Consider the following 4614-nt stretch of genomic DNA (forward strand, 5'->3'; position numbering starts at 1 on the left):
CTCAAGGACCGCGTCGCCGAGGTCACCGAGTTCGTCGACACGCTGCGCCGGGTCGCCGACGGCGGCACGGCCATCGACCCGGACGTGGTCCGGCAGCTTCTGCACCGCCCCCGCGATCCGCTCGCCGCGCTGTCCGCCCGGGAGCGCGAGGTGTTGGCGCTGCTCGCCGAGGGGCGCTCCAACGCGTCGATCGCCGGCCGCCTGCACGTCAGCGAGGCGGCGGTCGGCAAGCACGTCGGCAACATCCTGGTGAAGCTCGACCTGCCGCCCAGCGACGACACCAACCGCCGGGTGCTCGCGGTCCTCACCTACCTGCGCGCCGACGCCGCAAGCTGACCAGCGCCGGGCCGCGACCGGGCACGACCGCCCGGGGCGTAGATTCGATCAGCGGGGCCGCCGTCACCAGGGCACGGCCCGGGGAGACGGGGGCACGGCATGGCGAAGGCGCTGCGGGTTGGTCTGCTGGGGTACGGGCTGGCGGGCCGGGTGTTCCACGCGCCGCTGATCGCCGCGACCCCGGGCCTGCGGCTCGACGCCATCGTGACCCGTGATCCGCAGCGGCGCGAGCAGGCCCGACAGCACTTCCCGGACGCCCGCCTGGTCGACGACGCCGACGAGCTGTGGCGTACCCCTGCTGACCTGGACCTGGTCGTGGTGGCGACGCCGAACCGGCAGCACGTGCCGATGGCGCGCGCGGCGCTCGCCGCCGGCCTGCCAGTCGTCGTCGACAAGCCCCTCTCCCCGACCGCCGCGGAGGGCCGCACGCTGGTCGACGAGGCGACCGAGCGCGGGGTGCCGCTGACGGTCTTTCAGAACCGCCGCTGGGACGGCGACTTCCTGACCGTCCGCCACCTGGTCGAGCGGGGCGAGTTGGGGCGGGTGCTGCGCTTCGAGTCCCGGTTCGAGCGGTTCCGCCCGACCATCAAGCCGGGCTGGCGGGAGCTCGCCGGCCCGGAGGAGGCCGGTGGTGCCCTCTTCGACCTCGGCGCCCACCTCGTCGACCAGGCGGTGCAGCTGTTCGGCCGGGTCGACCGCGTCTACGCGGAGGTGGACCGTCGCCGCGCGGGCGCAGCCGTCGACGACGACGCCTTCGTGGCGTTGACCCACGCCAACGGGGTCCACTCGCACCTGTGGATGGGCGCGGTGACCGCTCAGCTCGGGCCGCGCCTGCGGGTGCTGGGCGATCGGGCCGGCTACACCAGCTACGGGCTGGACGTGCAGGAGGCGGCGCTGCACGACGGCGGCCGACCGGACCAGCCGGGCTGGGGCGAGGTCCCGCCGGAGCGCTACGGCCTGCTCGGTGTCGACGGTGACCTGCGGCCGGTGCCGACCGCGCCGGGCGCGTACCAGAGTTTCTACGCACAGGTGGCGGCCGCGTTGCGCGACGGCACACCGATGCCGGTGGACCCACGGGACTCGGTCCACACGGTCGAGCTGATCGAGCTGGCGCACCGGTCGGCGGCCGAGGGCGTGGTGCTGCCGGTCCCGACCGTCTGACCGGTTCGCACGTCCCGTCACCTGGGCTGCTGAGGCGTACGCGGAAAACCGGTGGAGCGGCGCCGCCGTGCGCCGTTACCGTGCTGCGCAACAGGTCGTCTAGGCAAGGACGTGCCGTTGTACACCCTGTGAGACCTCCCGAGAGCTGATCTGTCGCGCGTCGCGCCTGTGCGCCGCGCTCCTTTTTGCTGCGGACTTCTCACTGAAACCGGTGTACCTCTGTGCTCATCAATTGGGCCGTCGTGCCCACCTGCCTGCCCATCATTCGCCGCCGTTGCCACGGGTGCGCGTCCCAGCGCCTTCGGGCGAGCGGCAAGTTCCGGGTCAACGCCAACCACAAGCTCATCGATACCTGGCTGCTCGCGCTCTGTACCGAGTGCGGGGAGACGGCGAAGCTCACCGTCCTGGAGCGGATGACCGTGCGCACCATCCCACCCGAGATGCTGGACCGGCTCCATGCCAACGACCCCGGCCTGGCCGCCGAACTGCTCCAGGATCCGGACGTTCAGCACCGCAACCGGTTCACCCTGGACTGGACCGACGCCTGGCGTCTCGACACCGCCGGATCGGATCACCTGGACTGTGACGTGCTCGACGTCGCGGTCCGCAACGCGGCACGGATCCCGGTCCGGCCGACCCGGCTGATCGCCGACGGTTGCGGTCTGTCGAGGGGCGAGGTCAGCCGACTCATCACGGAGGGGAAGGTTGTTTCGGCGGCCCGGTTGAGCGGCAAGCTCTCCGGCGACTTCACCTTCACGCTGAAACGCTGACCCGTCCTCGGGGTCTGTCCGGCATGACGCCGGGCAGGCCCCTAGGGCCTGTTTCATAAGAACTGGCCGGCCTGCGGCGGGCCCGGACGACGACCGGCGGCGTTGCGGTTTCGTCCGGATACGAAACCGGTATCCGGACGAAACCGCGCCTTGCCGGATCGCCGCCCGGACTCCGCCTCGGCTCGACCGCCCTTATGAAACAGGCCCTAGTCGGCGTTGCTCTCCGAGGGGGCGTCGTCCGGTGCCCGGGCGTCGTCGTCGGTGAGCGCGTCGTCGGACGAGGTGGTGAGGTCGGCGAGCCGGCGCTCGGCCTCCCGGATCTCCTCGTCGAGCCTGCTGTTCTCCTCGTCGGGGCCCTGCGACATGGGCGACCTCCATCGGGCGCGACCGGCAGCCCTGCGAGTACCCGAACTGACGGCGGGGACACGAGGGCCCGCCCGCTCTTGAGGCGGCGTGGCCGGTGGGTGACCGCTGCGCGCTGTCGGCACCGACGTACCGAGCGCCGGGCCGGTCGGCGGGCGCGCCGGGCTGGAACCCGGGAGCGTTGCCGACCCGGCCCGGTGCCGGATCAGCGCTGCTTCAGCTCGCGCCAGGATGGGTGGGTGCCGCGCCAGGCGTCGGCGAGGATGGCCGCCGAGGCCCGGCTGGGGCACTGCTGCACCCGCTCACGACCCGACGCCCCACCGATCTGGGCGCGGACCTCCCAACCCTGCCCGTCAGTACGGATGTACACGTCCCGGCGCCCGCGCGGGGTCGTGTCTCCGTTCCACCAGTGCTCCTCCACCTTCATTCGCCGACCGTATAGCAATTCCCGCGCCGAGGGTACGGCGCAGGTATGACCGGACCGGGGCAAGGGTGACAATCCGGGCGCATTTCCGCCCAACCGTTGACGGTTCGAAACCATAACGGGCGGTTCTCCCGCTCCTGAGTTGCGCATCAGGAGAACCCCACCCTGCCCCGCCCCCGCAACTCCCACCACCCACCGCTGTTGATCAAGAACTTTTCGTCACCAATCGCGCCCTCGATGACGCAAACATCTTGATCAACAAGGGAGGGCAGGGGCAGCGGGTCAGGGGTGGGTTGTCAGGAGGTAGTCGTCGGCTTCGGGGCTCCAGCGGAGGTCCAGTACGCCGGCGGTGGCGGCGGCCTTGCAGAACTGCAGGAAGCTGCGGTAGCCGAGCTTCTTCTCGCTGAAGTCTGGGCGGGCCCGGCGTACCTGGTTCTTCAGCCCGGACAGCGCCACCGGGTTGCCGCCGCTGCCCAGGTCCGCCACGACGCCCCGGAGTAGGCCGAACGCCACCTCGCGGTCGCCGTGCTCGGGCAGCGACACCTCGGGGTCACCCTTGGCCGGCCCCTCGGCCAGCTCGATCACGTTGCGTTCGGCGAGGTGGCGCAGCAGCTCACCGAAGGTGCGGAAGCCGTAGTCGGACTCACTGAAGGTCGGGTCCTTGCGCAGCAGGGTGCGCTTGAGCCGGGACGCGGTGACCTCACCGTTGGCGCTGCCCTGCAGGCCGGCGACCGACTGGGCGACCTGTACGGCGAGCGCGTCCGCGTCCCGGTCGGGCTCCGCCTCCTGCGGTCGACGGTCCACCTCCTGCTCCGGCTCGGGCGGGCGCTGTTCCGCGCCGGCCTGCCGGGCGGCGGAACGCGCGCGCCCACCACGAGCCGGCGGGATGTCCACGCCCTCCAGCCGGTCGTAGTAGAGGAACTCGTCGCACGCCGGGGGCAGCAGCCCCGAGGTGGACCCCTCGACCCCGACGCCGATGACCCGCTTGTTCAGCTCCCGCAGCTTGTGCACCAGCGGGGTGAAGTCGCTGTCACCGCTACAGATCACGAAGGTGGAGATGTACTCGCGTTCGAACGCCAACTCGATCGCGTCGACGGCCATCTTGATGTCCGCGGCGTTCTTGCGGGAGGCGCCCATCCGTTGCGGGATCTCGATCAGCTCGACGTGGGAGCGGGTGAGCATCCGGCGGTCCTCGTCGAAGTAGGACCAGTCGGCGTACGCCCGGCGGACCACCACCCGGCCCCGTTCGGCCAACGCGTCGGCGATGGGCCGGAAGTCGAAGGCTACGCCGCCGCGATGGTCACGCGCGCCCAGCGCGAGGTTCTCGTAGTCGAGAAAGAGGGCGATCCGGTCTTCTTGATCCACGCGGATCAGCCTACGCCGGGCGCGAGCTGGTCGGGGCGGGCGACGCGCGACACCTCAACTCGACAACCGTCCATTTCTTGCGGCCTTATAGTCGTTTATTTTCGTTGTTCGATAGGTGTCTTGCAGTGCCATGTTCGGTGCTGCATCATGACGATCAATGTCGGGCGTCGGGGGCGCCGGGCGGACCTCCACCAC

At 71.0% G+C, this 4614-nt stretch carries 6 protein-coding genes; 3 read left to right on the forward strand and 3 right to left on the reverse strand.

Annotation, left to right across the window (positions count from 1 at the left end):
- The 3 genes from KBX53_RS23155 to KBX53_RS23165 all read left to right on the forward strand — a co-directional run.
- A partial coding sequence (locus KBX53_RS23155; RefSeq protein WP_210861611.1) for a helix-turn-helix transcriptional regulator occupies nt 1-336 on the forward strand: 336 nt, incomplete at its 5' end.
- A 99-nt stretch (nt 337-435) separates the two neighbouring features.
- The gene (locus KBX53_RS23160) at nt 436-1497 is read left to right on the forward strand and encodes a Gfo/Idh/MocA family oxidoreductase (RefSeq protein ID WP_030335930.1); all 1062 of its coding nucleotides are present in this window, start codon (nt 436-438) and stop codon (nt 1495-1497) included.
- A 221-nt stretch (nt 1498-1718) separates the two neighbouring features.
- Entirely contained in the window at nt 1719-2267 is a 549-nt protein-coding gene (locus KBX53_RS23165; RefSeq protein ID WP_210861613.1) for a DUF1062 domain-containing protein, read from the forward strand.
- 206 nt (nt 2268-2473) lie between these two features.
- Here KBX53_RS23165 and KBX53_RS23170 read toward each other — a convergent pair whose 3' ends face one another.
- The 3 genes from KBX53_RS23170 to KBX53_RS23180 all read right to left on the reverse strand — a co-directional run bounded on the left by KBX53_RS23170 (nt 2474) and on the right by KBX53_RS23180 (nt 4419).
- Entirely contained in the window at nt 2474-2632 is a 159-nt protein-coding gene (locus KBX53_RS23170) for a hypothetical protein (protein ID WP_210861615.1), read from the reverse strand.
- 203 nt (nt 2633-2835) lie between these two features.
- Nucleotides 2836-3057 carry a hypothetical protein gene (locus tag KBX53_RS23175; RefSeq protein WP_030335934.1) on the reverse strand — a complete coding sequence of 74 codons (222 nt, stop codon included), beginning with the start codon at nt 3055-3057 and terminating at the stop codon, nt 2836-2838.
- Between the two features lie 279 nt (nt 3058-3336).
- A complete protein-coding gene (locus KBX53_RS23180) occupies nt 3337-4419 on the reverse strand; it encodes a PIN domain-containing protein (RefSeq protein WP_030335936.1) in 1083 nt (360 codons plus the stop codon).
- Nucleotides 4420-4614: the final 195 nt, after the last annotated feature.

It is taken from the genome of Micromonospora sp. M51 (assembly GCF_018070305.1).
In the GTDB taxonomy this organism is placed as follows: Bacteria; Actinomycetota; Actinomycetes; order Mycobacteriales; family Micromonosporaceae; genus Micromonospora; species Micromonospora parva.

Bases quoted from the DNA above. Each gene is read 5' to 3' on its own strand.
- KBX53_RS23175 (WP_030335934.1), bottom strand. From the start codon at position 3,057: ATGAAGGTGGAGGAGCACTGGTGGAACGGAGACACGACCCCGCGCGGG.
- KBX53_RS23160 (WP_030335930.1), top strand. From the start codon at position 436: ATGGCGAAGGCGCTGCGGGTTGGTCTGCTGGGGTACGGGCTGGCGGGC.
- KBX53_RS23170 (WP_210861615.1), bottom strand. From the start codon at position 2,632: ATGTCGCAGGGCCCCGACGAGGAGAACAGCAGGCTCGACGAGGAGATC.